The following is a 26027-nucleotide window of genomic DNA, read 5'->3' on the forward strand; positions in this document are numbered from 1 at the left end:
TCTGGGTGCCCGAGAGGAACCGACGCGTGAAGGCAGCCTACTCCCAGTAAAACCCGAACCGCTCGATATCGTCCTCAGTGAGCATAGGGCCGAGCTGTACTTCGACGATATGCAGGTCGGTGCGAGCCCTTACCCCGTGAAGCGATCCGTGGGAAATGCTGACGGCGTCGCCTCGTGCAACAGCACGGACCTCCCCGTCCACAACCACTTCGCCCGACCCGTCCACCACGGTCCATATCTCGTCGCGCAGCGTATGGCGTTGGTAGCTAATCTGCCGCCCTGCGGCGATCTCCAAGTACTTGGTGAGCGATTTGGTTCCCGAGTTGTACACGGAGTGGTCGAGCACGCGATATTCACCCCAGTTCCGGGATTCGCACATAGCCCGCCCCTCGGCCACCTGCTCGACATACGGCTTCATAGCCGCGCTTGCCTTTTTATCGGACACGAGGATTCCGTCGGGCGTCGCCACAATGACCGCATCCGGGATACCGAGGGCCACAAGCGGTATGTTGAGCTCGTTGACGATATGGGTGTTCGGGTTGCCGCTTCCGATCGCCCTTCCCGCCTGAGGGTCGCGCATCTCCTCGGTAAGGGTGTTCCACGTGCCGAGATCCTTCCACATGCCATCGTAGGCGATCACCGACACCGATTCCGCCTGCTCGACCACCTCGTAGTCGAAGCTCTTCTTGGGAAACGATCCGTATTCGGCAGCAACTTCATCGTACGAAGTTGCTTCGGTGTACCGGGCCGCGATAGAGCGGATATAGCCTAATTTGAAAGCGAAAACACCGCAATTCCAAAGAGCGCCCTCGTCGATAAGGCGCGCAGCATCGCTCGAGGAGGGTTTCTCCTTGAATGCCCGCACGGCAACGGCACCGCCGGCACCCGTGCCCGAAGCTTTGCTGTCAGGCACGATATACCCGTACGATTCGGCGGGATGCGTCGGTTTCACGCCAAGAAGCACGATGTCGGATTCGCCGCTGCGTACGGCCGCATCGAGCATCCCGATAAGCTCGAAATAGCCGTCGTCCACGTACGAATCGATGGGCATCACAACAATCGGCTCGTCGTCGGCAAGGTGCTTTTCAGAGTGCAGGTACGCACCTGCGAGCATAATGGCCGGAGCGGTATCGCGGCGCGACGGCTCTACAGCAACGCCGAAGTCGCCGTCAACCTGCGCGTATAGGGACGATACCTGCGAGGCGCTCGTTGCTATGACGATATCGCATGCGGGATCGGCCTTGCGTATCTGCGCGATAACGCGCTGCACCATCGATTGGGAAGCCCCGCTGTCGTCGCGCAGCACTTTGAGGAACTGCTTCGAGCGCGCTTCGTTGGAAAGGGGCCACAGCCGTGTGCCCGAGCCGCCCGACAAGAGGACAACGGTGCTCACGATGCCATCACCGACCAACGATCCGGCGGTAGAGGCGTCGCACGCACCCGGGCTCGTCGGCAGGCTCAGAGGCTCGGCTCTGCGCTTCGCGCTCCTCGATCGCCTGTACCAACGTGCGCTCTTCTGAAGGATAGCGCTCGAAGAGGACTTTGAGGATGTCGTTGTTTCGCCCGCCGTTGAGGTTATCGATATACAAGCCGCCATCTTGCGTGCCGGGCACGTAGGTCAGGTTTTCGTTGCAGCCGGTACTGACTACGAAAACGCCGAGCCTCAATTCGTTGACCATGAGCCACAAGTCGTCGGCCATAAGCGAGGTTTCACGAATGACAGCTTCATCGAACGTGGCCTCGTCGAACACATGCGGCGGATACAGCACGCCGCCGACCCCGGTCGCCAGAAGATCGCGCCTGGGGGTACCGCAAAGTGCCGACTGCTCGAACACCCAATCGCGGTACGGCGCCACCGCACCTTCCGCATTGCGGGTTACGATGTGCGTACGATTGGCGATAACCGCTTCGGGAAAACGGTAATGCATCTCAAGCAGCTTTTGCACGAGATCGAGCGGATAGACGATGTCGTCGTCGACGGTGATAACGATATCATCGGGGTGCTCGCGCAATGCCCCGTAGTACTTAGTGTGGGGTTTGAGGCTTCGCGGCAGCCACTTGATCGAGAGTCCCGCCTGCACGGATTCTTCCAAGCACGCGGGCAGACCGTCAAAGCGCGACACCTCGTCTTCGGCAAGCCACAGCTCGATGCCATCGGGCGCCACAGTCTGCTTGAACAGGGGCTCGAGCGTTTGCGCAACGGCCTCGAACCTCGCAGGATACGAGGTAAGCGATACGATCACTCTCGGAAACGACATGCACGTCCCTTCGACAAAAGCACGGATTCGGTCTTCCCCATTCTAACCGATTATGACCCGTGTCACAGAAAGCCCGCAGCTGAACGCGCGAAGGGCGCTACCCGAGGCGGGAAAGCACGGCAGCGCGCAGCGACGAGTTGAGCGTGTCGGTCGAGCCGAGCCAGTACACATGGTTCACCTGCCCCGACGAAGCCGCGGCATCGACGGCCGAATACGATCCGGAGTCGACGAGGAGCAGCACGGATCGCTTGCTAGCGCACAACGGTCCCCCGGCCAACGCATCGGGGAATTTCTTTCCCGTCGCGCATGCGGCATTGTTGTATGAGAACCCTTTGCCCGACTGGGAGACAGTCCAATTCGCAATGGCAGCCGATGTGCCGTACCGATCGTTCGAATACGCGTTTCCCACGCCCCCCGCCAGGCGGACGACTTCGAGCGAAGAGCCCTTGAGCGAGCTTTCCACCTTGCCTGACACCGAATCGGTGCTGCCCACGATGATGACGCGCTCGTAGGCGGCAAGTTCTTTGAGCATCGCCTTGCTCGGCGCCGTACCCGGGGCGATGAGGAACAATCCCGCATAGGAAGCCGCACAATACGGCGAAATCGAGAGCGCATCGGGGTAATTGTCGCTTCGTGCGATGACCGCCGTCGTTGCGCCGGCCCCGAGCTGAGAAACGGTAGAGCGGAGTCGCGCAGCCGTATCGAAGCGATCCGTTCCGCCGATGCGAACGCACGACGACACGAGACCGGATACGCTCGTCTGAACGCGCGATGAGAGCGAGTTTCGATCTCCGATGAGCACCGCCTGCTTGACGGTCGGCGTGCTTCGTAGGTAGCTCGAAACCGCCGACGACAGCGAGCCTGAATCGCTCATGAGGATGGGATAGCCGAGCGCGCCGGAAAGCGACGAGGCAGCAAGCGCATCGGGGAAGTTGTCGGAGCGTACGATGATGACGCCGCCTGGGCCGCTTGGATACGCTTCCCGGGCAATGGCAACGCTCGTCGCTACGCGGTCGGCTCCCGAGAGCTCGGTAGACGTGAGAGGTGTCGGTTGGGGCGGGTCCGGGTTCTCCGGAGGCTGTCCCGAGCCTAAGGCGATCGCGCGCGTGACGGCGCCGTACGCATTCACCTTCCCGTGGCCGTAGTACTGATCCCATCCCAGAGCCCCCGCGTCGGTAGCGGTATCGTAGAGGGCCTGCCGCACCTCGCTTCCCGAAAGATCGGGGTTCGCCGCGAACATGAGCGCGCATACCCCCGCCACGACAGGCGAAGCCATCGACGAGCCCGATTTCATGCCGTACGACCCGACGCCGCTGTAGAGCGTACTATAGATGTTCGTACCCGGAGCGGCGATGGTCTTTCCCGGACCGTAGTCGGAACGCTTGTCGATCGTGCCGGAAGCATCGTACCATGTCACCGAAACGACATCGCGGAGATCGGCGGGATAGGACGGCTGCGTGCCCTGAGGTTTGTCCCCCTCGTTTCCTCCTGCCGCCACAATCACGATGCCTCTGTCCGTAGCAACCGAAACGCTTGTGGCCAGAGCCTGGTCGTAAGCGTAGCCGCCCATGGAGATGTTGACGACGCGGATGTCGTTGAGCTCTCGGTTGTTGAAGTCCAGAATGTAGTCGAGCGCCTCGATGAAATCGGCCGTGGTGCTTTTCCCGGCGTACTGGCCGCTCGGATGCACGACGTTGATAGGGATCACCTCGGCGTTGAAGGAAGAGCCCGCAACGCCTGTGCCGTTGTCTGCCTCTGCGGCGATGATACCTGCCACATGGGTTCCGTGACCGTAGCGGTCCTCTGCTGCATCCCTTCCCGTTTGGTTGGTGAAGGTGTTGTAGGCGCTTGCCAGGTTCAGGTTGTTCTTGAGATCTTGATGGTCGGTTTTGACGCCGCTGTCGATGGTGGCCACCCGAACGGCTTTGTTCGCCTTCGCGCTGTCCCAGGCACGGAATGCGTCGATGTCTTCGAGGTGCCACCATCGGCTCTCGGATTCCTGAAACACCGGATCGTTGGGAACGTACTCGAACGAATACAGATAATTCGGCTGCGCGTAGGCAACCTCTTCGGCTTCCATGAGCTCGTCGACCTTCTGGGCAACCGAGGCGCCGTCCTCGACCGTTACGGCAACGGCGCTCTGGCCCCCGATCGCGGGCTCGTCGAGCGGTTCTATCGGCGCCACGCCCGCTTCGTCGAAGCGCTGCTCGACTTCGCTTGAGGCAGCCTCGGGCGCAAGCACGACGAGCACCTCGCCCTCGGCGTACGCAGTTCCCTCTGCAGCTTCGTCGACCTCGGCGGGCGCTTCTTCTGCAAGCAGCTCGGCCAGGGGGACTGCTGCCGATTCATCAGAAAGCGCCCCGCCCTCTTCCATAGTCGCTTGTTCAACAAGTGCGCGATCGGGTGAAACAGGATCGGCCCAAGCGCTCTGCATACCCGAAAACCCGCCCCAGCAAGCAAGCGTCAAGGACAGGAGCAGGGCTATGGCGGGGCGAATTCTAACCATCGGTATCTCCTTGCAACCGACCCGCCTTCAGAAAGCGGATCACGATGCGGACTTCGTATCCGCTCATTGTGCCATAGTTGCTTAGCTGGTTACCGTTTTGTTTCCGAAAACCGCACGAGACATCGACAAGCGCGCATGCATGCGACCCCGACGAACGCAGCCCACCAAACCCCAAAGAAGCGATCGACTCCGCAAAGGGCTATGCATCCTCGGACAAAACGATCCGGTACAGTCGCATGTCACCCTCGGCAAGCACGATCTCGAATCCGGGCGTACTGTCGTCGATACGGTCAATGCCGAACCAATCGTTGGCCTCGTACGAGAACAGGAAATGGTTCCCGTCATGCTTCCCATTCTGATCGAGCTGCAGCACGTACTCGGCTCCCAGCGAACGTACCGCGTCAGCCACGCTCGGATCGGAAGCGATCACATCGAGGCTGCGCCGAATGATCTTGCTCTCTTCGGATTCGGTTTCGCCGCCCCATCCCGATACGTAGCGTTCGTACACATTCACGTCGTTCGCACCGTACGCGAACACCGATCCGTCGTTCGGCTCGTTCAAGATGAGCGATCCTTCGGGCACCACGCGCTTTGCCTTCTCGATGAACGCTATCTCTTCGACGCCGTAGAGCTTGGGGCCCGAGAGGCTGTAGGCCACATGGAGGAAATTATTCGAGGCGCTGAAGGCGGACGTGGGCCCTGGCTCTCCTTCCTGAAGATAGCCGGGGTAGTAGTTCACCGCAGCGAACGCCACCGCAACCGACACCGACATGCCGACCGAAAGCGCCTTGCCCGGCGCACCGCCTTTACGCACCCGTTGTGCGCCGCGTATAAGGGTGGCAGCGACCACCTGCAAACCAACGCTCGCCAACGGCACGCCAATCATGATCATGCCCGCCGTGATGCGCAGCGCGTCGGTGTACCAGAATCCGGTGAGCAGCTGCTTGGGCAAACCCCCGAACGATGCGGCCGCAACGAAGAGAAAGCACATGATCGCATACGATGCCGCAATCCATCGATACCCCTTGATCGTCAGAACGCGCACGAACCCGACTGCGACGACCATACCTAAAACGGCTTGGGCGACCGTTTCCTTCGATGAATAGAGAAGCACGTGCGCGAGCGCCTGGGGCACATCCGAAAGCGGTTTCCACACATAGGATACGACCCCGCTCATGAACGGCGCATTGAACAGCCCGATCCATACCGCAGCTACGACGATGACGAACAGACCCACGAACAGAGCCTTGCATCTTAGCACGTGCGAACGGTTTCCATCCGCGCGCACCTCGCATGCCGAACGTATCCGATCGATGCAGAAGGGAATCAAAAGCACCCCTGCCGAGAACACCGCATTGGGTTGCGAGAACACCAACGCGATCGACCCCGTGAAAAACAAACAGCCCGAAGCGATGCGCGCCCGCCGGTCAGTACCGATCGAAAACAGCGATACGAAGCAGAACAGAACCGCCGGAAGCAGTGAGAACGCGGTGAGGTTCGGAAGCAGGGGGCCCCACGCGAGGAGCTTCCAGGGAAACGCGATGAACGCAAGCGAGGTAAACGCACCGAAGAGAAGCACTTCTCGTCGTGCAGCGAACAGCTTTCTCATGAGCACGAACATGGAGCAGGGAAACACGATCGCGCACAGCATGAAGTTCACCGCATTCGCACCGAGCGCGACGGGCACGCCGAGCGCATCGACGAGAAGCGTTGCGAGGCAATGCCATGCCGAGGGGTAGAACGCCGATCCCGAAAACGGGGGCTGAAACGAGGTGATGTTTTCGGGATAGAGCGTGCTCGACATCGAAGACCAGATGCCCGAGTCCAAAAACGCGCGGATCGTATTGATATGATGGACGTTATCGAACTCTTGCACGAACGACGCTGCGTCGTCGAACGTTCCCATGAACACGCACGAGGTCACGGCAATGCCGAGTGCCGCATACAGCGCAAGATACCGTGCATCCTGCACGCACGTGTTCTCGAAACGCGCCCCCGCGCCGTTTGGATCGGCCCCGAAAGCCGCCGCTTGCGGGCGAACGAGCACCCGGATCAAAGCGAACAGCAGAAGGGAGCACCCGAACACCGGCAAAACCACCGATTCCCATGAGCTCGCTATACCGAAACGCTCGTAGGCGATGGGAAGAAGGCTGTACGCCACGATTGTGACGAGCGGCGCGCACGCAACCGACACAGCGTGCGGCAGCTTGAACGCCCGCAGGCACAGGTAGCCGGGAGCGTACAGAAACAGCACGCCCACCGCGACGGAAAGAAAGAACGTATCCCACATACAGCCCCCACCGCCCAGGCGCTCGGCTGGGCGTCGATCACAAACAACGAAGCTCTATACTATACCAAAAGAGCAGGCATGACGCACGGTTCGCGCGGCAAGTACCCTGCTTATCTCTCGGTTCCTGCGTCGAGAAACAGTTTCCGAGTCACGAAATTCCACACCATAACGATTGCCGTCACGACTATCTTCGAGATCCGGTAATCGATGCCGAACACGTCGACACCAAGCCAGAGGCATACGTTGTTAATGAGAAGACCGATTACCGACAAGATGACGAAGAGGGCGAATTCCCGACGGCGGCTCAATCCTTCTTTGTGCGCGAATACGTAGCGCATCGATGCGAGGTAGTTGAACACCACGGACACCGTAAACGATATCGTAGCGCTGATGAGGTATTCTATGCCGAACACTTCCGTGAGGAAAACGAGCAGGCCGTAATCGATGACGAAGGCAATAGCTCCGACGACGCCGAATTTCATGATCTGCGCGATGAGCCTGTTCATGACGCTGAGGTGTCCGACCCTTCCTTCTGTTTGAAAAACTCGTCCATTTTGTCATACACGCTCTGAATGGCAAGGGGTTTGCTGATATGGGCATCCATTCCACACGCAAGGCTCTCCCGCACATCCTCGGCAAAGGCGTTCGCCGTCATCGCGAAGATGGGCACCGAAGCCGCGTCGGGCCGATCTGTAGACCGTATCTCGCGCGTCGCCTCGTATCCGTCCATGACAGGCATCTGCACGTCCATCAGGATGAGATCGAAATGCCCTGCCCCCGACGAGCGAAACGCCTCGACCGCATCCTTTCCGTTGACGGCAGTCTCAACCGATGCGCCCGTCATCGCCATGAGCTCGGCTGCTATTTCTAGGTTGAGCTCGTTGTCCTCGACGATAAGGACCGTTCTGCCCGTGAAATCATGCGTCGCACGCCCGCCGTCTGTCGCGGGAGCATACGCCTCGCCGATGCCCGCGCTCATCGAACCGGAATGGTCCGCAAGCCCGTAGGGCAGCTCGACGGCGAAGGTGCTGCCCGCCCCCTGCACGCTGTCAACCGAAACAACGCCTCCCATCGCTTCGGCCAACCGCTTGGTTATGGCAAGTCCAAGCCCTGTTCCGCCGTGCATGCGCGCAACGTCAGCGCTCTCCTGCTCGAATGATCTGAACACCTTATCGATGTTCTCGGCGGCGATGCCGCATCCGGTATCGGTGACCACAATCCGAAGCCATGGGCACTCGCCGCCCTTCTCGAGCTTCTCGAACCGCAGCTCCACGCGACCTCCCGGGGGCGTGAATTTGAACGCATTCGATAAAAGGTTGTAAACGATCTGGTTGATACGCAGGGAATCGGCTACGATGGCCTCGTCGACTTCACCGACGAGGATCGTCTCGTATTCGATGTCCTTCTCGCTCGCCTGCACCTGGAACACAGCCGTAATCGACTCGACAAGGCGTTCGAAATCGAATCGCTCGCGCTTGATCTCCAGCTTGCCGCTCTCGATTTTCGACATGTCGAGTATGTCGTTGATGAGCGAGAGCAGATGGTTCGACGACATCGTGATCTTTTGCAAGTACTCCCCCATTTTAGCCTCATCGCCGAGATGGTGGGTGGCAATATCGGTCATGCCGATAATGCCGTTCAAGGGCGTTCTAATCTCATGGGACATGCGCGAGAGGAAATCGCTCTTCGCCATGTTCGCATGCTGCGCCGCCGAAAACGCCCGCTCGGCGCGCTCCTTCTCTTCGAGAATCCTCTTTTCGTTCACCCGCGTCACGGTGTAGGAGAACAGCGCCGTCAAAGCGAGCACCCCGAGCACCGCAAACGACACGATCGCGACGTTGCGCATGAGCGTCGCGCTGAATGCACCGACCTGTTCGTCGATGACGTTGTACGGCACCGCCGTGTAGAGAAACCAATCGGTGCCGGGAATGGGCGCGAGATAGAGGTACTCGTGCATCCCATCGAACACAAGCTGCGTAACGAACACCGATTCGGTCTCGAGCGCTTCACGGATGTCGTCGAGCGAATGATCGCTGCCGAGTTCGGCATAGGAAGCGAACAGATCGAAGAGGTTGTCGTCAACCGGAGCGTTCGATGTTGCCGGCGAGTACAGAATGTAGGTTCCGTCTTTCGCAACGATGCTCGAATGCGAGTTTCCAATATGTCGGCTCATGACAAGCTCGCTGCCGAGCACCGACGTTTCGAACGACGCGATAGCTCCGATGAACACCGTATCCCCGTATTCAACCGGATCGACCGCATCGACGCACACGATATCGGATACCTCGAACGGCACGTCAGAGGATGCGAGCATCGAAGGGCCGCCTTCGACGAGCGCAAGGATCGAAGCGGTATCGTACTCGCCATCCACATACCCGTCGGCAGAAAAGCATGCACCCTGATCATCGACTAGATAAAACGTTTCGAATCCAGTGATGCGCTTCTGTTCCGCAAGGTAGCTCATAAGCGCCGCCTCGTCCAACTCCCTAGGGCGAAGCGCCGTGACGATGGTGTCCATCTGAGCTATCTTGCTTTCCCTGCCCGCATCGAAATACGCAATCGTCTGCAAGCTCATCTCTTCGAGGTACATCTCGTTGATTTTTTCGATAGTTCGATCAGCGGCCTCGTTCGACGTCACCGTCACAAACGCCATGATGACGGCAAGCGTTGCCGCAACAGCTGCCGCAACGCCGGCAAACCGCCGTACGCTTTTGCGCTTCCTGTTTTCACCCATAGTACTCCACCCGATAATCGTCGGATTCGCGCAAGCGAACCCGGGAATCCGCAGACTATTGTAACATCTAACCTTTTCACGTCGAGTGCACACACCGTAAATGCTGTGGCGAAACGCCCGTTGAGAGCGCGCATGGGCCGCCGTTTGTGTACAATACGCTCTACGAAACCGACGCATCCGAGGAGCCGCCCGCAAGGCGGACGGAGGGAAGAGGGCCGTGAGAGAACCCGCAACGGGCGGCGCCGCGCGCATCGCCGTGCTCATACCGTGCTACAACGAGGCCGTGACGATCGGCAAGGTGGTCGACGACTTCAAACGCGAGCTGCCGGGCGCCGAGGTCTACGTCTACGACAACAACTCCTCCGACGGCACCGCCGACATCGCGCGGGCGCACGGCGCGACCGTGAGGATGGAGCCCAGGCAGGGCAAGGGCAACGTCGTGCGCCAGATGCTGCGCGACGTCGACGCCGACTGCTACGTCATGGTCGACGGCGACGACACCTACCCCGCCGAGGCCGCGCGCGCCCTCGCCGCGCCGGTGCTCGCCGACGAGGCCGACATGGTCGTGGGCGACCGGCTCTCCAACGGCACCTACGGCCAGGAGAACGACCGGGCCTTCCACGGCTTCGGCAACGACCTCGTGCGCGCGCTCATCAAGTGGATCTACGGCTTCGAGTACTCCGACGTCATGACCGGCTACCGCGCGTTCAACCGCGTGTTCGCCAAGACCATGCCCGTGCTCAGCCCCTCCTTCGAGATCGAGACCGAGCTCTCGATCCACGCCGTCGACAAGCGCTGGCGCGTGGCGGAGGTGCCGGTGGCCTACCGCGACCGGCCCGAGGGCTCGGAGAGCAAGCTCGACACCTTCTCCGACGGCGCGAAGGTGCTCCTGACCATCGGCTCGCTGTTCAAGGACTACCGGCCGCTCGCGCTGTTCTCGTGGGTGGCGCTCCTTTTGTGCCTGCTCGGCCTCATCGCGGGCGTGCCCGTGATCGTGGAGTTCGCGCAGACGGGCCTCGTGCCGAAGCTCCCCTCGGCGCTCCTCGCCGTCGCCCTCGTGTTCGCGGGGCTTCTGAGCTTCTCGTGCGGTCTCGTCCTCGACACCGTGGTCAAGGGCAGCCGCAAGGCCTACGAGCTCGAGGTGACGAGGGTCTACGGGGAGATGCGGCGGGAGCCCTAGAGCAAACCTTATGCGCTCAAGTCCCCTGAAATACGCACTCATCGTCTTTCTTGCCGGCGCAAGCTACGGCATCATGGCCACAACGGTCAAGTTCGCCTATCGGGAGGGCTTTGCGTGGACCCAGGTTGCCGCTAGCCAGGCCTGCTTCGGAGCGTTCATCTTCGCCGCCGTGCTCATCGTACGTCGCTTGTTCGGAGCTCGTCTGCAACGGCTGGGCCTGAAGCAGGTTCTCAAACTGCTCGGTCTGGGCATGACCACGTGCACGACCTGCTTGCTGTACAGCTTCTCGCTTACCATGCTTCCCGTGTCGGTTGCGATCACGCTGCTGTTCCAATTCACCTGGATCGGCATGGTCATCCAGATCGCAACGACCAGACGCGCGCCGAAGCCGGCCGAAATAGCCGCTCTACTCGTCATCATCGGCGGCACGTTTCTCGCAAGCGGCGTGTTCGAGGCCGATCTGAACCCGAACCTCGATCCTCTCGGCATCGTATGCGGGTTGCTTTCGGCTGTAAGCTGTGCTGCGTTCGTGTACCTGTCGGGCAGGGTAGAAACCGCCGTCGCCCCCATCCAAAGAGGTCTCGTCGTCTGTTGCGGCGCATCGCTTCTCGCGCTTATCGCATGCCCCGATTACTTCGTCTCGGGCGCACTGCAGGCGGGCATTTGGAAGTACGGCCTCGTGCTCGGGTTCTTCGGATTGTTCGCACCCGTCATCCTGTTCGGCATCGGCACGCCCCATCTGCCCGCAGGCGTATCCACCATCATGGCTTCGTCCGAACTTCCCGCAGCGATCCTCATTTCGGTGTTCGTCTTGCAGGAGGCTATCAGCGCGCTGCAGGGCATAGGGGTCGTCGTCATCCTCGCAGGCGTGGTTATCTCACAACTTCCCAACCTTCTGCGCCGCGCTGATCGACCTCCGCGAAACTCTGTGGCACAATAAGCGAAACGAAGTTGCACCCACCCGTTACAGAATCGAAGCCGAAAGGGAGCACGAAATCGCCGTGGCCCAGATCCATCTGAACATACAGCAAGAAATGGAGCTCATCCGGCTCATCGAGTTCGAGCGCGCGAAATCAGCCACAGCCGAAGGCCAGGGACGGCGCTGCGCGTTTCCCCTCAAACCCGACGACCCGCTGCAAGCCGAGCTCATCTCGCTCGGCGCACTCGCCGTCGCAACGCAGACGCTGCCCGATGGCCGAGCCAACCCGATCGTCGCCATCACATCTGCCGGCTATACGTTCTTTACCGAAAAAGCCCGCAGGGAACGCGAGCTGCGCAGACAGCAGCGTCGCGACTACCTGCTCGTGCTCATTTCGGGCGCGTTCGCCATGCTCTGCACCGTGATCGGTTTTCTCGTCGGCCGCATGGCGTAGCCGCGAAAAACAAAACGAACGGGTAATCCCGTCCGTTCAAATAAGCTATGGTGCCCCCAACGAGAATCGAACTCGTGTCTCAGCCTTGAAAGGGCCGCGTCCTAACCTCTAGACTATGGGGACGGTTCTGCGCGCGATTTCGTTCCCGAAAAAGCAGCTTGAACATTATTGCAAAGCCTCATCGGGAATGCAAGAGAAAATATTCGAACTCATGCAATACGGGTTTTCACTGGTCGGCTCCGCCGTCTTCGCAGGTTCAACGGGCGAATGCGAACAAACCCGGCAGCCGTATCCTACGATTTCGCAGTGAACGAGTGCTTGCACTTGGGACAGGTCACTTTCACCGTCCCCTTCCCCTTCGGAACGCGCAGGCTCTGGCCGCACTGTTCGCAGCGGTAGATGCGATGCGTCGTATGGTATGCCTTCCATTCTTTGAAGCGAGCGTACGCGCTGCGCAGAGGCGCGGTGAGTTTCGTGCGGAGGCTCACGTAGGCGCGGTTCTCTTTGAAGCGGTTCGCCTTTTTGCGCGAGAACACGCGAAAATAGCAGTATGCGACGCCTGCGAACGCGCACGCCATGAGCACCTGGCTCGCAAGCGCATCGTTCACGAACACGCTGACAAGCATGAACGCGAAGGCGACCGCAAGCGAAAAACGCGCAAGGTCGTCGGGGCCGTTGCGTCCGATCATGAACTGTTGGAATTTTCGACCGAGCTTCTGAAACATAGGACCTTCCGAATTCTCTCAAGCGCGCGTGCGGGCGCGCGCTATGCCGAGTGTGCGCGCCCACCGCACTCGCACAGCATAGTGTAACCGCCGCCCGACTCGGCGGATCCACAAGCGCGCACCGTCACCCGATCGTTACACATCGTACTCCATCAGGTGTACAGGCCGAGCATATCGATGAGTTCGTCACGCGAATGGATATCGAGCTTGCGGTAGATGTGGCGGATATGGGTCTTCGCGGTGCCGTTGGCGATGAAGAGCTCCTTTTCGATAGAGCCGACCGTCTTTCGCTGGGCGAGCAGGAGCAGCACTTCCTCTTCGCGCTGCGAAAGTCCGAACTGCTTGGCCAGGTCGTGGCAGCGGTTGGCAAGCTCCTGCTTCTTCACGATAACGCTGTCGCCTTCCTCGTCGTTTCCCCCGAGAAACGTGACACCCCACCTGCTCGAGAGCTCCTTTTCCGAGAACAGGATCATCGTCATCGCCACGACGAGCAGGATCACGATCGCGTTGAGCATGAACTCGGAAGGCACGCTCGCAAACTCGAAGCCCGAAAGCGCAGCCTCCGTTTCGCGGCCGAGCAGGCTGAACAGCGCGCGCACGCCACGTTCGATGCCGAACAGCCAAATAGCCGAGATACCGTAGCGGTAGCTCATGTTCGCAAGGATGAGCATGATGAGGATGGAGAACGCCGTATACGAGGCGGTCACGCAGAAGTCGGCGGCGGCGCTGTTCAAGAACCCGAGGCTCGGCAGAACGAGGAACGCCGCCACCATGAGGGGAAGCGCCACACGGTAGATCGCCCCGAAGTCGAAGCGGCCGCCGCGGGCCACGATGCCGACGAACACGGCTAGCGCCACCGCAAGCGTGCCGAACGCCGAGTGGGGCCCGAACGATCCGGCGTACGTCGAGGATTCCTTGAGACCGTACGCGAACGCGTACACGGCCATGAGCAGCACCGGCTTCCATGGAAACGAGAAGGCGCCCCCGAGCGAGCGCGGCAGTTCGTTTTCGGGAAGCGAGCGAAACCCGAACGCAAGGCAGGCAAGCGACACGAACGGCATCGAAAGCGCGGCCGCGAAAAGCCACGGGTACAGAAACCCGCGGCAGATATAGAGGATCATCGCCGCGGCGATGATCGAGGCGGAGTAGTACAGGGCGACCCGTACGGGATTGAGGCAGCTGTAAAGCTCCGACCAGAACAGGATCACGAGCGCGATGCCGAATCCGCCGAGGATCGCGGCGGGCGTCGCCGCGTACGGCGCAAGCTCGGGCACGTACATCGAGGCGAACACCATAACCGTTGAGACGGCAAGCGCAAGGCCCGCTATCCAGTGCAAAGAGCGCTTGCGGTAGAACACACCGAGCCTCCGCGCGCCGAACGCGCACGAGAACAGCGTCGCGATCATGGCGATGTCGAATACGTTGTGCCCAGCTAACGGCGCTGTCGGGAAGTCGACGAACGAGCCGACGAAGACGACTTCGATCCACGCACGGTACACGCCGAGACCGAGAAAGAACAACGGGATATGGGGCAGCCGGTCGATGATCCCGCCCGCTCGCTCAGGCGCATTCCCGTCCTCGGCGCATTGCTCGGCTTTTCGCTCTGTCACGGCATCGTCCCCTTGCTCGTACGTGAGATCGTGTGCTTTCCTACCGTTCGCCATTGTAGAGGATCATGCGCCTTTGACCAACCCGCCGATCGTGCGCCCGAGGAACAACCGCATCGTTTTACCTGTTCATTATAGGGTTATACGGAAGGATTACCGAAATCATCCCCCCGTGCTGGCTTTGGACGAATGACAGGCGGCCTTTTCGTACGTACAGTTTTCCAAGGCGGACGAAAGCTCGCCGACAAACGGTTACGGCGCACGACATAGATGCGGGCGCCGCAGATTCAAGGAGGTATCCATGGGAGGATCCGTTCGCACTTCAGGCGTTACGCGCCGCGACCTGTTCAAGTTCGGAGGCATTGCAGCAGCCGGCGTCATCAGCGCAGGAACGCTTGCTTCGTGCAGTCCGAGCTCGAACACGGCAAATGCGGAAAACAGCGCAGCGCAGCCGTCCGAGGGCACCACGACGGCAGCCGGCCACACAAGAGACGGCCTGCCGAGCTTTCTCAAAGCTCCCGCGCCCATAACCGACATCGCTGAAACCAAGGACTTCGACGTCGTCGTAGTCGGCGCGGGCGCCGCAGGCGTGCCCGCGGCGCTCTCCGCCGCAGAGGCAGGGGCGAAGGTCGCGCTCATCCAGAAGGAGGCGACCGCCATATCGCAGGGCAACACCGGCTCGGGCATCGATCTGTCGAAAAGCGATCCGGCTGATGTGCAGAACCTCGTCTCGGTGCTCATCGAAGAGGGCCAGCATCGCACGAAACGCGAGCTTCTGGAGCTTTGGGCGAACCACGGCGGCGAAGCGGTGAAATGGGTCATCGAACGGTCTGCTGAAAGTGGCGGCCCCATCATCGACCAGGGAAGCCAGCAGCAGGCAGCCACTATCGCAAAAAACGGCTGGACCATGGAGTTCGTCACCTCGTTCGCAGGTCCGAAGCCCCTCACTGCGGGCGATGCCATGCGCGCGCTTGCCGAAACGGCCGAAAAGGAAGGCGTCGAGATCTTCTATTCGACCCCGGCCGAGCAGCTCGTGCGTGACGGCGATGCGGTCACGGGCGTCATCGCGAAGGGCTCGGGCGGATACATACAGTTCAACGCAAGCAAAGGCGTCATCATCGCCACGGGCGATTACCAAAACGACGAGGAGATGAGCTCGTATTACCTGCCCGACCTTGCAAACTTCACCCGCAAGCAGATGAACAAGACCGGCGACGGCCACAAGATGGTCATCTGGGCAGGCGGTGCCATGGAGCCGATCAACCACACGAAGATGCTCCACGACTTCGATGCGGGTCCTGCCTCCATGTGCGACATGCCGTTCCTCGCCGTGAAGAACGACGGCACCCGCTTCGTGAACGAGGTCGTGGAGATGTCGCTTCTCAACAATTACCTGCGAAGCGCCGAGGATCAGGGCTGGTATTCGCAGATCTTCGACGCGAACTACATGGAGCAGGCGGCGGATTGGCCAGGCAAGCTCTACTCCCCCGAGGAGCTCGCGCTCTACATGCCCGAAGAGGACGTCGACCGCGACGGTGTGTTCAAAGACCTCATCCGCACCTTCAAGGCCGATTCACTCGAAGAACTCGCCGAGAAGCTCGAGATCACCGACGTGGCGGCATTCGTCGCCACCGTCGAGCGCTACAACGAGCTCGCCTCTGCTGGCGCCGACGAGGATTTCGGCAAGCCGACTCAGTATCTCAAGCCCATCGACACGCCCCCGTACTACGGCATTCACCGCTGGCTGCGCGTATCGGCCCTCTGCTCGGGTGTACAGGTCGACGAAAACCACCAGTGCCTCGATGCCGAAGGCGCGCCGATCGGCGGGCTGTACGCCATCGGCAACTGCTCGGGCGAATTCTACGGCGGCGTGGACTACCCCATGACCATTCCGGGCCTCTCGCTCGGCCGCTGCTACACCGAGGGCTACCTCGTCGGCCGAGCGGTCGCCGAACAGTAGGCGCACAAGACGCACCATCGCCAACCCGTCGGGTGCTCGGCGATCCGAGCCGGCACCCGAAGCCATACGGCCGCAGCTTCGCTTTTCCCTCCCTCGTAGCGAAGCTGCGGCCATCTCTGCTATGATGGTCGTCATGGAAAACGACGCACACACTACGCAACCCCCCGAACCTCAGACCGCGCTCGCCGAAACGGAGTTTCCCGAGCTGTTCGCAACTCCCGTACCGGCGCAACCCTGCGAACGGCCTGCAGACGACATATCCGAAGTCCCCCCTCGCCCTACCGTCATCGTCATGCACGCTTCGGTGGGATCGGGCCATCGCAGTGCCGCGAATGCGACCGCCGAGGCGCTCCGCATCCTGCGCGACACCGACGACCCCGATCTGCTCCAGGGCATCGAGGTGCCTGAAGATCTCGACATCGAAGTGCTCGACATCCTCGAATTCGGTCGGCACGTCTTCGACGGCGACCATGCGGCGAGCCTGTTCACCGGCGCAACGCGGCCGCTCTACGACCTCACCTGGCGCTATACGCTCACCGGGCGGCTTCTGTGGGGAGGCGGCACCATTTGGTCGCACGTCAACTTCCCCAAGTTCACCGAGCATGTGCGTGAGAAGCAACCGCTCGCGATCATCTGCACGCATATCACAGCGGCCAACGTCGCCGTGGGCGCGCGCATGATCACCGGTCAGCGCTACCCGATTCTGAGTATTCCGACCGACTACGAAACCGAGGGTCTCTGGCCTCACCGGACAACCGATCTGTTCTGCGTGGCAACCGAATCGATGGCAGAAACGCTGCGTCCCCGCAAAGTGCCCGACGACAACATCCTCATCACCGGCATCCCCACGCGCGACGATTTCCGCAAAACCTACGACAAGGCCGAAACGCGCAGAAAACTTGATCTTCCCGAAGACAAGATGGTCGTGCTCGCCCTCGCAGGGGCCTACCTTCCCCGCCCCTACGTGCACTTCAGGGATACGCTCGACAAACTGCTTCCCTACCTGCACACCTATCCGTCCATGCACTTCGTGTTCATCGCGGGAAGCGATAAGCACTATGCCGAGCATATGCGCCAGCAATGCGCCGAGTTGGGCCTTTCGAACACGACTGTGCTCGGCTACGTGAACGAGATGGCGGCGCTCATGGCCGCAAGCGATCTCGTGATCTGCAAATCGGGAGGCCTCACCGTAACCGAGTGCCTCTGCGCGCAGGTGCCCATGATCCTTTTAGGCCGCGCCTACGGACAGGAGAAGGCCAACGTCCAGATGCTCACCGCCGTCAGCGCCGCCATGCACGTGACCACCGCCCGCGAACTGCTGGAAAGCTTGCGCCACATCGCCAAGCACCCGCAGAGCACCCAGGCCATGCTCATCAACGGCGGCATCATCCGCCGCCCGAACGCCGCGCTCGATGTAGCGCGCGCGGCGTTTCGCCTCATCGAGAAATCGAGGGCAGGCGAGCTTGCCGAGCACCGCAAGCGCTTTTTATGGCTTTACTGGGGAAAGAAACCCGCACATATCCGCTAGGAGGAAAGAAACCTATGGCATTACCGTTCAACGAACTCGGCTTGTCCGAGAAAACCCTCGCCGCCGTGAAGCGTCTGGGATACGAAGCACCCACCCCGGTACAAGAACAGGCCATCCCGCTCGTGCTCAAAGGCCGCGACATCATCGCGGCAGCAAAAACCGGGACCGGCAAAACCGCTGCGTTTTCGCTGCCCGCGCTTGATCGGCTCGGCCACATCCAACGGGGCCAAGGGCCCCTCATGCTCGTCGTAAGCCCCACGCGCGAACTCGCCGACCAGATCGGCGATGTGTGCCGCGCCATCGCCACCTCCACCCACCATCGCATACTCACCGTCGTCGGCGGCCTTTCGCTCGATCCGCAGATCAAGCAGCTCAAGCACGGCGTCGACATCCTCATCGCCACGCCGGGCCGCTTGAATGACCTCATGGAACGAGGAGCCGTACGGCTCTCCAACGTGGAAATGCTCGTGCTCGACGAAGCCGATCGCATGCTCGACATGGGCTTTTGGCCGCAGATGAAGAAGATCATCGCCGCTTGCCCGAAAAATCGCCAAACGCTGCTCTTTTCAGCCACCATCGACGACCAGATCGAGAAAAGCGTCGGCTCGCTTCTGCACGATCCCGCCTACGTCGAGATCGCCCACCGCGGTGAAACGGCCGACACGGTCGAGCAGTTCGTCATTCCGGCAACGCAAACCACCAAAGCCGATCTGCTCAAGGCAGTGCTCGAAGAGAAGGGCTCCGATCGCGTGATCGTATTCGCCCGCACCCGTTCGCGCGCCGATTCCTGCACGAGAAGGCTCAAGCGCGCAGGTTACACCGTCGAAGCCATCCACTCCGACCGCTCCCAAGCCCAGCGCAAACGCGCACTCGACAACTTCAGCAGCGGAAAGACCCACGTACTCGTGGCAACCGACGTCCTCGCCCGCGGGATCGATGTGACCGACGTCGACTACGTCATTAACTACGACCTTCCCAACCAGCCCGAAGACTACGTGCACCGCATCGGACGCACCGGGCGCGCCGGCGAGACGGGCTTCGCCGTATCGTTCGTAAGCCCCGAACAGGAGCCGTGGCTCAAAGACATCGAGAAGCTCATCAAGCAGAAGATACCCACCATGGAGCTTACGAACTTCGACCCCGAACAAGCCGAAGCCGACGCCGCCGCGCGAGCGACGCGCGCTGCGGGCAGGCGCGATCCCGAGCTGGCAGCTGCGGCCGCCGAGTATGCGAAAGCGCAGAAGAAGAAAGCGGCCAAGCCCGCCACCGATGCGCCAAGCGGTAAGCCGGCAAAGAAGAAGAGCTCTCGGGCACCGCAGCAGCAGCCTGTGAAAACGAATCGAAAAGCGCCGAAGCAGACCCAAGCCCACCAGGCGGGAGCGAAGCCATCGAAGCAGGGGCAGGCAGCTCAGGCGAACTCGAAAGGCCCGAGGCAGGGGCAAGCCCTCCCATCGAAGGCAAACGCACCGAGACAGGGACAGGCTGCGAAGGGATCCGGCCGCACGCAAGGATCCGATCTGCGTCCCGGCCGCGCCCACCGCGCCGCCGTGGCTCGACGCCGCAGCCGGTAACGGAGCCGGGCGGCGCATCGGCGAGGCTGGACTAAGCTGGCTCACAGCTGCGTTTCAGGCTGCACACGGACCCGAAAGCGCCCTACCCCATCGGATCTTTGTTCTGGTTGGCAGCGATTCGCATGACCCTGCCCAATATCCACACCAGCAGGAAGAATGCTGCAACCGACAAAACGGCGAGGAGCCAATCGGATTGGATCAGCCCGGCGAGTGCGAAAAAGCACGCTGCCGCCGCTGCAACCACGATGATCACCGCAAGGACCGCAACAACGAGCGTTCCCAGTATACGCGCGCTTCCGGGCGCCTCGCCCACCTGCCTCCGTACAGCGGTTTCTTCCGATTGTTCGGCACCGCCCGCTAGGCACAACCCATCCTGTTCGGCAGCATCGTCCGGCTCGCCTTTTTCAGCCGATCTGGAGGTTTCGTCCAAATCACTGCTCTCTTCGTCAACCACGCGCAACTCCTGTCATGTTCACCTGCTGCCTCCTGCCTATCGAAAAGCTTAGCGCACCTCGGTCAGCTCCACGCCTGCGATACGCCCCTCTTTTCACGAGCGGCCTCTTTTCCGAGCTCGCGGAGCACCTTGTCGTATGCGGTATCGGGAGCGTAGGATTTCGCGCGCGCGTAGCCTTCGCCCACGAGTATTGCATTGACCATGACCTCGGCGGCGGCGTGGTGGTCAAGCGCGCCGTCGGGCTCGTCGAGCCACACGTAGCGAAGCAGCCGATCGTACTGATCGCGATCCGATACGTCCTGCTCGAGATACACGACTGTCCGAGCAGGCAGGAGCTCATGCAGGTACGCAGAGGCAATGCGGCCCTCCTCGGTGTTGCGGCTCTCGTCGGATGCAACGCTTTCAGGAGCATCGATGCCGATGAGCCGCACTTTTTCCTCCGATCCGTCAAGGCGTTCGACCACCACCGTATCCCCGTCGACCACCCGCACGATCTCGACCTGCTCGATTTCGCGCGACGAGGACTGCTGCGGATTCACCGAAACGTCGTCAGACGCTTGACTCCCACCGAAGGCAGATAACGCGACACCTGCGACAAGGAAGAAGACGAGCGCGAGCAAAGCGGCAAGCTGCCGGCGGCGGTGCGCAGGCTCAGACGAAAGGCGAAGCCGCATCAGGGAATATCCTTGGTCGCGATAACCGCAATGCCCGTTGCGCAGACGTCCTCGATGAGCACCGCACCTGTCCGCACGGGGGCCTCAAGGCGCAGGGCGCGGATCGCTTCGAGAACCTCGGCGATCGATTCCTTGGGTACGGGCGATGCGGTTTTCACACTCAAAGGCTCGAGGCACCCCTTGGCGCACACGATCGCCGTAACCATTCGCTCGGGCCGTATCGCCTCGTTCGCCGCGTATTCCTTACCCCGCGCACAGCTGTAGCCCGAAACGTCGGTCACGCAGCCGTCTTCGTCGATCGACACCTCGATCGAACATCCGAGCGGACAGCAGATGCAGGTATAGGTTCTCACTTCAGTTGCGAGCTGCATCAGCAAGCACCTCTTTCATCGGCTGCAAAACGGCGTGCCGCGTTCTGCGCACATGCTCCTTGCATCAGTCGGCACCTCCCCCCTCGACCATGGTTGCAGCACCTTTCGCACGCGGTGCCGAACCGTGGCTTGACTGCTTCGCCTCATCGCCGCTTTCGGCCCACACGCGCACAACCGGATAGCCGGCGACGTCTGAACCCTTGAGCTTGATCTGAACCATTTCAGCAGGAACCGCAACCATCGTCTTTGCCGTCTTCACCGCATGCACGGCTCCCGTATCATCGATGCCCTCCACGAAGAAACGCGGTGTGCGAAGCGTGCGCGCAACCCGAAACGAAAGCGTTATCGCATCATCGGAAGCTGTGGCTGACGCTATGCGCTGAGGCACCGCGTAGCGCACGTTCTCGCCTGCGACGACCGAAGCATCTTTTCCACGCAACACACCGGACGCGCCGCATGCGAACCGAGCCGCAGAGCGCCCCGCTATCTCGCCCTCGTCGGATGCATGGTCGACTAGATCGTGGACATGCAGCGCGTTGCCGCATGCGAAGATGCCCGCTACATCGGTTTCGAGGCCGTTATCAACCGAAGCGCCCCCGGTTACCGGATCGAGCGTCACCCCGGCAGTCTTCGCAACCTCGTTCTCGGGAAGCAAACCCACCGATAAAAGCAACGTGTCGCATGCGATGCGGCGCTCGGTTCCCGGAATCGGGCGATGCGTTTCTTCGTCGACGTCGGACACGTACACGGCGCTCAAACGGCCTTCGCCCTCAAGACGGGTGACCGTGTTGCCCAAATACAGAGGAATGCCGTAATCGTCGAGGCACTGGACGATGTTTCGCCGCAGGCCCGACGGATACGGCATGAGCTCGTAGACGCCGAGTACGTTGGCCCCTTGCGAAACGAGCCTGCGGGCCATAATGAGCCCGATATCGCCCGAACCGAGTATGACGACGTTTCTTCCCGGCAGGCAACCCTGCAGGTTCATGAAGTTCTGGGCGCTGCCTGCAGAGAACACGCCAGAAGGCCTCGAGCCCGCAACGTTCAAGGCACCGAGACCGCGCTCGCGGGAGCCGGTTGCAAGAACAACAGCCTTCGCCGACACGATACGCTCGCCTCCGCGCCCCACGGACACCGCTTCGTACAGCCCTTCCCTGTTCGTTCTAAGCGAAAGCACCGTGGTGTCGCCAAGGACGTCGATCCCCGACTTCGCGAGTGCAGAAACCTCGCGAAGCGCGTACTCGGGGCCCGTCAACTCTTCGCCGAACCGATGGAGGCCGAACCCGTTGTGGATGCACTGCTTGAGAATGCCGCCGAGCTTCATCTCGCGATCGACAAGGGCGACGCGCAGTGCTCCCTCGCGTGCTGCCGCCTTCGCCGCAGCGATGCCCGCTGCCCCACCCCCAACCACCACGACATCGTAGGGTTCACCAGCAGAGCAGAGGCGCTCCGAGCATGCAGAATTCGAGTGCGAAGGGGCTTGAGCACGGCACAGATCGAGATAATCGCCACGCGACGAAGCGACCACGGACGAGCCTAGCAGCCGCTTGTCGATGCGCTCCGGCGGCTGATCCGTCACCCGAGCCATGATCTTTACGATCTCGGGCGAGCAGAATCCTCCATGGCAGCGCCCCATCATCGCCCGAGTGCGCCACTTGAGCGTATCGAGCGAATTCACGGGAAGAGGACTCGCAAACGCATCGGCAATCTCGGCTTCGGTCACGTTGCAGCATCGGCACACCACATGGCCGAAACGCGCGTCCCGTTCGATCGCTTGCGCCCGCTCGCTCTCGTCCATGAGGGAAAACGGCTTTGCGTGGGCGCGCGCAGGATCGAACGACTCGTTGGGCGCGGCGCCGAGGCGTGCGGCGACAGCGCGCGCGACATCGACAGCGACAGCCGGAGCCGAGGTGAGCCCTGGTGAATCGAAGCAGGCGATATTGAAGAACCCCGGCGCGTCGCACGCTTCGCCGATCACGAAATCGCCGCTTTCACCGCTTGCCCGTAATCCCGCGAAGTTCGTGATCATGCCGCGCATCGAAAGCTCGGGCCAGGTTTTCTTTGCCGCCTCGAGCACGAAGGCAAGGCCCTCGGCCGTCGTCGACACGTCGCTTTTGCTCGATTGAGCCACTGCGTTCGGGCCGACGAGCAGGTTGCCGTGCACGGTGGGCGTCATGAGCACGCCTTTGCCCGACGAAGAGGGAGCCTGGAACATCGTGCTCGTAAACGTATCTCCCATATCATCGTCGAACAGGCAGTATTCTCCGCGGCGCGGTGTTATGTGCAGCGCATGCGCGCTCACCTGGTTGTTGATCTCATCGGCGTACACCCCGGCGGCGTTCACCACCGATGCAGCCGTCACGCGCCCGCCCGCTTCGGTGACAAGCTCGTATCCTTGCCCGACATCGAGCGGCCGGACTGTGCGTACCCGTTCGCCGAAGAAGAACGATACCCCGTTTTCCGCAGCGTTCTCGGCAGCGGCGAGGGCAACTTCGTACGGATCGCAGATCGCCCCGGACGGGGCGAAGAGCGCGCCGAGCGCAAGACGGGATACGTGCGGCTCCTTCGCTCTCAGTTCGGCTTGCGAAAGCTCGCGCACGCCCGCGATGCCGTTTTCCCGCGCACGCTCGACGAGGCCGCGAACCGCCGCAAGTTCCTCGTCGGTGAACGCGAGTACGATAGAGCCGTTGTTCACGTAAGCGAATCCGAGCTCTTTGGCGAGTGCGGGATATTGTGCCGATCCTCGCGCATTGTAAAGGGCTTTGAGCGTACCCGGCTCAGGGTCGTAGCCGGCATGCACAATGCCGGAATTGGCCCTGGTTGCACCCGAAGCGATATCGGTGCCTTCTTCGAGCACGGCAATCGAAAGGTCGAAGCGCGCCAATTCGCGCGCTGTACATGCGCCGGCTATGCCCGCACCGATCACGACGACGTCGTAGGAGGAATCGTGTAGTTTCATCATGCCGCAAGCTTACTATTTCTTCCCGCTTGGCGGAAGGAGGAACATTCAATACCTAGAATCGCGTATTGTAACCGTTACAAGGTTGCCACGAAAGGAACGATATGAGGATTGCAGTCGCGAGCGAGGGCCTTGACGTTTCTCCTTATTTCGAACACTGCACCAGCTTCACCTTCTATACCATCGATTGCGGCATCATCGCCGAATGCCAGAATATGCCCAACCCGCAGCTGCCGTCCGGCAGTCTTGCATCGCTGCTCGTCGAACTCGAAGTCGACGTGCTCATCGCCGGTTGCATCAAACGCACGTCGATCCATGCGCTCATGGAAGCGGATATCGAAGTCGTGTCGGGTGTCGTGGGCACAGCGCGCGCCGCCACCGAAGCGTATCTTGCCCAGACGCTCATCGGCTGCGACGAATGGTGCGATTACGACGATGAAAGCGATGTTGAACCCCAACTCGCCGAAGCGTAAACGCAAAAAGCAGCCAAGCCAAGCCAAGCCAAGCCAAGCCAAGCCAAGCCAAGCCAAGCCAAGCCAAGCCAAGAGAATTCTCCCATACAAAAAGCCCGGCACCACTGGTGTCGGGCTTTTTAGATTACGCAAGCAGCACGTGTCGTGCCCGTTTACAGGGCCTTCTTCGCCACCTCGGTCACCGCAGCAAACGCAGCCGGGTCGTTCACGGCCATGTCGGCGAGCACTTTGCGGTCGAGCTGCACGCCTGCCTTCTTGAGGCCGTTCATGAGCACCGAATAGGAAAGGCCGTTAATGCGGGCGGCGGCATTGATGCGGGTGATCCACAAACGACGGATCTCGCGCTTCTTGTTGCGACGATCGCGATACATGTACTGAAGCGAATGCTGCACCTGCTCCTTCGCGGCACGGTAGGAACGGGATTTCGCACCGTAGTAGCCCTTCGCACGGTTGAGAACGGTACGGCGCTTCTTATGAGCGTTGACTGCACGCTTTACACGAGGCATTGTTCAATCCTTCCTGATCGATTAGCGGAGTCCAAGGTTGCGCTCGACGACCTTCTTGTCGGCGGCGGATACTTCGGTCTCGTGGCGGAAATTGCGCTTGCGCTTCTGGCTCTTCTTCTCAAGAATGTGGTTGCGGCCCTGCTTCGAGCGCATGATCTTGCCGGAACCGGTAACGCGGAATCGCTTGGCGGTGCCGCGATGGGTCTTCATCTTAGGCATTATTCGTCGTCCTTTCCTTCTTCTTGCTTTTCAGCTTCCTTTTTCTTCTTCGCCGCTGCGGGCAGTGGCGCAATGAGCATGTGCATGTTGCGGCCCTCCATCTTGGGCTGGCTTTCGATGACCGCTTGATCTTTCAAGTCATCCGCCAAACGCTCCAAGATCGTCAGCCCCTGCTCGGGATGCGCCATTTCGCGACCGCGGAACATGATGGTGATCTTCACCTTGTTGCCCGCATCGAGGAAGCGCAGCACGTGCTTTTTCTTGGTCGTGTAATCGCCCACGTCGATCTTGGGGCGGAATTTCATTTCCTTCGTTTCGATCTTGCTCTGGTTTTTACGGGCCTGTTTGGCCTTGATGGCCTGATCGTACTTGAACTTCCCGTAATCCATGATGCGGCATACCGGCGGTTCCGCATTCGGAGCGATCTCGACGAGATCGTAGCCCTGTTCGTCGGCGATCCGTTGAGCCTCGGAAACCGCGTAGATCCCGAGTTGCTCACCGTCGTAGCCGATCAGTCGGCATTCCCTGACAGTAATTTCTTCGTTGAGCCGTGGCTCCTGAGCAGCTATCGCGCTCACCTCCTCTTTCTTGCGCTTGCGCGCAAACAAAAAACCCGCAGGCGCAGGCCGCGGGTTCGCA

22 protein-coding genes and 1 tRNA gene are annotated in these 26027 nt (G+C 60.9%); 7 read left to right on the top strand and 16 right to left on the bottom strand.

Annotation, left to right across the window (positions count from 1 at the left end; translation table 11 throughout):
* Positions 1-37: 37 nt before the first annotated feature.
* The 6 genes from FJE54_RS14080 to FJE54_RS14100 form a co-directional block, all read right to left on the bottom strand.
* Positions 38-1393 (bottom strand): sugar phosphate nucleotidyltransferase, encoded by a 1356-nt coding sequence (locus FJE54_RS14080; RefSeq protein WP_218971939.1) that lies wholly within the window; start codon positions 1391-1393, stop codon positions 38-40.
* Between the two features lie 7 nt (positions 1394-1400).
* Complete coding sequence (locus tag FJE54_RS16190) at positions 1401-2258, bottom strand: hypothetical protein (protein ID WP_218971940.1); 858 nt, start codon at positions 2256-2258, stop codon at positions 1401-1403.
* Between the two features lie 97 nt (positions 2259-2355).
* Positions 2356-4764 (bottom strand): S8 family serine peptidase, encoded by a 2409-nt coding sequence (locus tag FJE54_RS14085; RefSeq protein WP_139653431.1) that lies wholly within the window; start codon positions 4762-4764, stop codon positions 2356-2358.
* A 199-nt stretch (positions 4765-4963) separates the two neighbouring features.
* The gene (locus tag FJE54_RS14090) at positions 4964-7054 is read right to left on the bottom strand and encodes a DUF6541 family protein (RefSeq protein ID WP_139653432.1); all 2091 of its coding nucleotides are present in this window, start codon (positions 7052-7054) and stop codon (positions 4964-4966) included.
* 110 nt (positions 7055-7164) lie between these two features.
* Positions 7165-7560, bottom strand: a complete 396-nt coding sequence (locus tag FJE54_RS14095) for a GtrA family protein (RefSeq protein ID WP_139653433.1) — start codon at positions 7558-7560, stop codon at positions 7165-7167.
* Positions 7557-9788 (bottom strand): hybrid sensor histidine kinase/response regulator, encoded by a 2232-nt coding sequence (locus FJE54_RS14100; RefSeq protein ID WP_180326750.1) that lies wholly within the window; start codon positions 9786-9788, stop codon positions 7557-7559. The genes FJE54_RS14095 and FJE54_RS14100 overlap by 4 nt, the downstream gene beginning before the upstream one ends.
* Before the next feature lie 217 nt (positions 9789-10005).
* Here FJE54_RS14100 and FJE54_RS14105 point away from each other — a divergent pair, with 217 nt between their 5' ends.
* From FJE54_RS14105 to FJE54_RS14115, 3 genes are all read left to right on the top strand, one after another.
* On the top strand, positions 10006-10968 hold the full coding sequence (locus FJE54_RS14105; RefSeq protein WP_139653435.1) for a glycosyltransferase family 2 protein: 963 nt from the start codon (positions 10006-10008) through the stop codon (positions 10966-10968).
* A 10-nt stretch (positions 10969-10978) separates the two neighbouring features.
* Positions 10979-11908, top strand: coding sequence for an EamA family transporter (locus FJE54_RS14110; protein WP_139653436.1), 930 nt, complete (start codon positions 10979-10981; stop codon positions 11906-11908).
* A 61-nt stretch (positions 11909-11969) separates the two neighbouring features.
* Positions 11970-12341 (top strand): hypothetical protein, encoded by a 372-nt coding sequence (locus FJE54_RS14115; RefSeq protein ID WP_139653437.1) that lies wholly within the window; start codon positions 11970-11972, stop codon positions 12339-12341.
* 48 nt (positions 12342-12389) lie between these two features.
* Here FJE54_RS14115 and FJE54_RS14120 read toward each other — a convergent pair.
* The 3 genes from FJE54_RS14120 to FJE54_RS14130 all read right to left on the bottom strand — a co-directional run bounded on the left by FJE54_RS14120 (position 12390) and on the right by FJE54_RS14130 (position 14676).
* Positions 12390-12464: transfer RNA gene (locus tag FJE54_RS14120), tRNA-Glu, on the bottom strand.
* A gap of 170 nt (positions 12465-12634) precedes the next feature.
* A complete protein-coding gene (locus tag FJE54_RS14125; protein WP_139653438.1) occupies positions 12635-13066 on the bottom strand; it encodes a zinc ribbon domain-containing protein in 432 nt (143 codons plus the stop codon).
* A gap of 152 nt (positions 13067-13218) precedes the next feature.
* Positions 13219-14676 carry a helix-turn-helix transcriptional regulator gene (locus tag FJE54_RS14130; protein WP_255467447.1) on the bottom strand — a complete coding sequence of 486 codons (1458 nt, stop codon included), beginning with the start codon at positions 14674-14676 and terminating at the stop codon, positions 13219-13221.
* Between the two features lie 298 nt (positions 14677-14974).
* On the opposite strand from FJE54_RS14130, the gene FJE54_RS14135 reads away from it, so the two are divergent.
* From FJE54_RS14135 to FJE54_RS14145, 3 genes are all read left to right on the top strand, one after another.
* Entirely contained in the window at positions 14975-16633 is a 1659-nt protein-coding gene (locus FJE54_RS14135) for an FAD-dependent oxidoreductase (RefSeq protein ID WP_139653440.1), read from the top strand.
* 133 nt (positions 16634-16766) lie between these two features.
* Positions 16767-18161 carry a glycosyltransferase gene (locus FJE54_RS14140; RefSeq protein WP_139653441.1) on the top strand — a complete coding sequence of 465 codons (1395 nt, stop codon included), beginning with the start codon at positions 16767-16769 and terminating at the stop codon, positions 18159-18161.
* Between the two features lie 14 nt (positions 18162-18175).
* Positions 18176-19732: a DEAD/DEAH box helicase gene (locus FJE54_RS14145; RefSeq protein WP_139653442.1), complete on the top strand. Its 1557-nt coding sequence runs from the start codon at positions 18176-18178 to the stop codon at positions 19730-19732.
* A gap of 82 nt (positions 19733-19814) precedes the next feature.
* Here FJE54_RS14145 and FJE54_RS16355 read toward each other — a convergent pair whose 3' ends face one another.
* From FJE54_RS16355 to FJE54_RS14165, 4 genes are all read right to left on the bottom strand, one after another.
* A complete protein-coding gene (locus FJE54_RS16355; RefSeq protein WP_255467448.1) occupies positions 19815-20186 on the bottom strand; it encodes a hypothetical protein in 372 nt (123 codons plus the stop codon).
* 62 nt (positions 20187-20248) lie between these two features.
* A complete protein-coding gene (locus FJE54_RS14155) occupies positions 20249-20860 on the bottom strand; it encodes a thermonuclease family protein (protein ID WP_139653443.1) in 612 nt (203 codons plus the stop codon).
* A complete protein-coding gene (locus FJE54_RS14160; RefSeq protein WP_139653444.1) occupies positions 20860-21231 on the bottom strand; it encodes a DUF1667 domain-containing protein in 372 nt (123 codons plus the stop codon). The genes FJE54_RS14155 and FJE54_RS14160 overlap by 1 nt, the downstream gene beginning before the upstream one ends.
* A gap of 64 nt (positions 21232-21295) precedes the next feature.
* Positions 21296-24193, bottom strand: coding sequence for an FAD-dependent oxidoreductase (locus tag FJE54_RS14165; RefSeq protein ID WP_139653445.1), 2898 nt, complete (start codon positions 24191-24193; stop codon positions 21296-21298).
* A 101-nt stretch (positions 24194-24294) separates the two neighbouring features.
* Here FJE54_RS14165 and FJE54_RS14170 point away from each other — a divergent pair, with 101 nt between their 5' ends.
* A complete protein-coding gene (locus FJE54_RS14170) occupies positions 24295-24663 on the top strand; it encodes a NifB/NifX family molybdenum-iron cluster-binding protein (RefSeq protein WP_139653446.1) in 369 nt (122 codons plus the stop codon).
* 152 nt (positions 24664-24815) lie between these two features.
* On the opposite strand, the gene rplT is transcribed toward FJE54_RS14170, so the two are convergent.
* Genes rplT through infC form a run of 3 tightly spaced genes read right to left on the bottom strand, consistent with a single transcriptional unit; the run spans position 24816 to position 25966 of the window.
* Positions 24816-25169, bottom strand: coding sequence for a 50S ribosomal protein L20 (gene rplT / locus FJE54_RS14175; protein ID WP_102375026.1), 354 nt, complete (start codon positions 25167-25169; stop codon positions 24816-24818).
* Positions 25170-25190: 21 nt separating this feature from the next.
* Positions 25191-25388, bottom strand: a complete 198-nt coding sequence (rpmI, locus tag FJE54_RS14180) for a 50S ribosomal protein L35 (protein ID WP_139653447.1) — start codon at positions 25386-25388, stop codon at positions 25191-25193.
* Positions 25388-25966 (bottom strand): translation initiation factor IF-3, encoded by a 579-nt coding sequence (gene infC / locus FJE54_RS14185; protein ID WP_180326811.1) that lies wholly within the window; start codon positions 25964-25966, stop codon positions 25388-25390. Before infC ends, rpmI begins: the two co-directional genes overlap by 1 nt.
* Between the last annotated feature and the right edge of the window lie 61 nt (positions 25967-26027).

The organism is Raoultibacter phocaeensis (genome assembly GCF_901411515.1).
Classification (GTDB): Bacteria; Actinomycetota; Coriobacteriia; order Coriobacteriales; family Eggerthellaceae; genus Raoultibacter; species Raoultibacter phocaeensis.

Coding starts and splice junctions, on each gene's coding strand:
- FJE54_RS16190 (WP_218971940.1), bottom strand. CDS start 2,258: ATGTCGTTTCCGAGAGTGATCGTATCGCTTACCTCGTATCCTGCGAGG.
- FJE54_RS14085 (WP_139653431.1), bottom strand. CDS start 4,764: ATGGTTAGAATTCGCCCCGCCATAGCCCTGCTCCTGTCCTTGACGCTT.
- FJE54_RS14090 (WP_139653432.1), bottom strand. CDS start 7,054: ATGTGGGATACGTTCTTTCTTTCCGTCGCGGTGGGCGTGCTGTTTCTG.
- FJE54_RS14095 (WP_139653433.1), bottom strand. CDS start 7,560: ATGAACAGGCTCATCGCGCAGATCATGAAATTCGGCGTCGTCGGAGCT.
- FJE54_RS14100 (WP_180326750.1), bottom strand. CDS start 9,788: ATGGGTGAAAACAGGAAGCGCAAAAGCGTACGGCGGTTTGCCGGCGTT.
- FJE54_RS14110 (WP_139653436.1), top strand. CDS start 10,979: ATGCGCTCAAGTCCCCTGAAATACGCACTCATCGTCTTTCTTGCCGGC.
- FJE54_RS14125 (WP_139653438.1), bottom strand. CDS start 13,066: ATGTTTCAGAAGCTCGGTCGAAAATTCCAACAGTTCATGATCGGACGC.
- FJE54_RS14135 (WP_139653440.1), top strand. CDS start 14,975: ATGGGAGGATCCGTTCGCACTTCAGGCGTTACGCGCCGCGACCTGTTC.
- FJE54_RS14140 (WP_139653441.1), top strand. CDS start 16,767: ATGGAAAACGACGCACACACTACGCAACCCCCCGAACCTCAGACCGCG.
- FJE54_RS14145 (WP_139653442.1), top strand. CDS start 18,176: ATGGCATTACCGTTCAACGAACTCGGCTTGTCCGAGAAAACCCTCGCC.
- FJE54_RS14155 (WP_139653443.1), bottom strand. CDS start 20,860: ATGCGGCTTCGCCTTTCGTCTGAGCCTGCGCACCGCCGCCGGCAGCTT.
- FJE54_RS14160 (WP_139653444.1), bottom strand. CDS start 21,231: ATGCAGCTCGCAACTGAAGTGAGAACCTATACCTGCATCTGCTGTCCG.
- FJE54_RS14165 (WP_139653445.1), bottom strand. CDS start 24,193: ATGATGAAACTACACGATTCCTCCTACGACGTCGTCGTGATCGGTGCG.
- FJE54_RS14170 (WP_139653446.1), top strand. CDS start 24,295: ATGAGGATTGCAGTCGCGAGCGAGGGCCTTGACGTTTCTCCTTATTTC.
- rplT (WP_102375026.1), bottom strand. CDS start 25,169: ATGCCTCGTGTAAAGCGTGCAGTCAACGCTCATAAGAAGCGCCGTACC.
- rpmI (WP_139653447.1), bottom strand. CDS start 25,388: ATGCCTAAGATGAAGACCCATCGCGGCACCGCCAAGCGATTCCGCGTT.